Raw genomic sequence first — 1,701 nt, 5'->3', positions numbered from 1 at the left:
GAATAGTATGAAGTTCTTCTGCTTGTTTTTTAGGATTTATCTCCCCATTTGTTATTTCACTTTTACCATAGCCTGCCCTATCATATGTGAAAAACTTAAAATCCTTAGATCCTTCTTTAATAACCTTATTCCACTCATTAGAGGTAGTAGCTATATCATTTTCTAAAACCACTGTAAAAGGCCCTTGCCCCTGTATATTATAATGTATTTTAGCTCCATCTATGGTAGCTATTCTAGTCTTACTTTTGTTTAAAGCCTTTATTTTACTATTACTTATATTTTCAAATAGAAATCCACTCATTAAAACTAAAAATAATATTACTAACACATACTGGATAAGTTTAATTTTGTTTATTTTTCTTTTAACCTTATATGTATGCATACTGTTTGAATAATTTATAAGCCTCATACTTATCCTCCCTAATGAATTATCTCTCTCCTAATTTTAAATTAGGTTTAGCATTAAGATTTAATGAAGATGTATTCCCTTTTATATATTGGAAATAGGCAGCACTACCTATCATAGCTGCATTATCTGTGCAAAGAACTAAAGAAGGAAATAATACCTTAACTCCTATATTTTCACCTTCCTTAATTAAAGATTTCCTTAGGGCTGAATTAGCAGCGACCCCTCCTGCTATGGCAATTTTATCTACCTTTTTTAATTTACAAGTCTTTATAACATTATCAGTTAAGACCCCTACTACAGCCTTTTGGAAAGAAGCTGCCACATCTGCCTTTACTACTTCTTCCCCCGTCATATCCATCTTATTTAAATAATTAAGTACCGAAGATTTTACTCCACTAAAGGAAAAATCTAAGCTATTGTCATGGAAATTAGCCCTTGGAAACTTTATAGCATCCTCATTTCCTTCTTTAGCTAGTTTATCTATCTTAGGTCCTCCTGGATATCCAAGTCCAAGAGCTCTTGCTATCTTATCATAAGCTTCTCCAGCTGCATCGTCTCTTGTTTGTCCTATAATCTCATAGTCTCCATGATCCTTAACATAAACTATGAAAGTATGCCCTCCTGAAACCACAAGACATATAAAAGGAGGTTCTAATTCCTTATGTTCTATAAAGTTAGCACTTATATGCCCTTCTATATGATTAACTCCAATTAAAGGTTTATTTAAAGCATAGGAAAGTCCCTTGGCATACTGAAGCCCTACTAAAAGTGCTCCCACAAGGCCTGGTCCATAGGTTACCCCTATAGCATCTATATCATTAAAATTCATATTTGCCTTATCTAAAGCTTCCTTAACTACTCCATCAATAACCTCAATATGCTTTCTTGAAGCCACCTCTGGAACTACTCCTCCAAATTTTGTATGTATATCAATTTGAGAAGATATTATATTAGATAAAACTTCCCTTCCATTTTTCACTACTGATGCTGATGTTTCATCACAACTTGTTTCTATCGCTAATATTACCACATCTTTATTCATTATTAATCATCCTTTTTCTCTTATATTTCCTCATTGTATTATACTTCAATACATTTCATTATTCAATTATATTAAAACTTTTACAAAGTATCTACGTATATTCTTTGGCTACATAGAAAAGTTATTACAATTTAAAGAACATATATTCTATTTTTCTTGATAATTACCTATTATAATATTAAAATTAACATAGTAATCAATAGATAAAATACTTAAGTAAGTATTTAAATAAATTTAGATAAAATTAAGA

Annotated in this window: 2 protein-coding genes; both read right to left on the bottom strand. The window is 30.7% G+C overall.

Annotated elements, in window-relative coordinates; all coding sequences use genetic code 11:
* On the bottom strand, positions 1-409 hold a 409-nt coding region (locus AB2369_RS13200), incomplete at its 3' end, for an alpha/beta fold hydrolase (protein WP_367666932.1).
* 19 nt (positions 410-428) lie between these two features.
* Positions 429-1,451: a tRNA (adenosine(37)-N6)-threonylcarbamoyltransferase complex transferase subunit TsaD gene (tsaD, locus tag AB2369_RS13195; RefSeq protein WP_367666931.1), complete on the bottom strand. Its 1,023-nt coding sequence runs from the start codon at positions 1,449-1,451 to the stop codon at positions 429-431.
* Positions 1,452-1,701: the final 250 nt, after the last annotated feature.

Origin of the sequence: Clostridium sp. (genome assembly GCF_040797585.1) — a bacterium.
Classification (GTDB): Bacteria; Bacillota; Clostridia; order Clostridiales; family Clostridiaceae; genus Clostridium_Z.
Note: the sequence above shows the minus strand (reverse complement) of the source record. Positions and strands in the feature narration are given on the sequence as shown.

Coding starts and splice junctions, on each gene's coding strand:
- tsaD (WP_367666931.1), bottom strand. CDS start 1,451: ATGAATAAAGATGTGGTAATATTAGCGATAGAAACAAGTTGTGATGAA.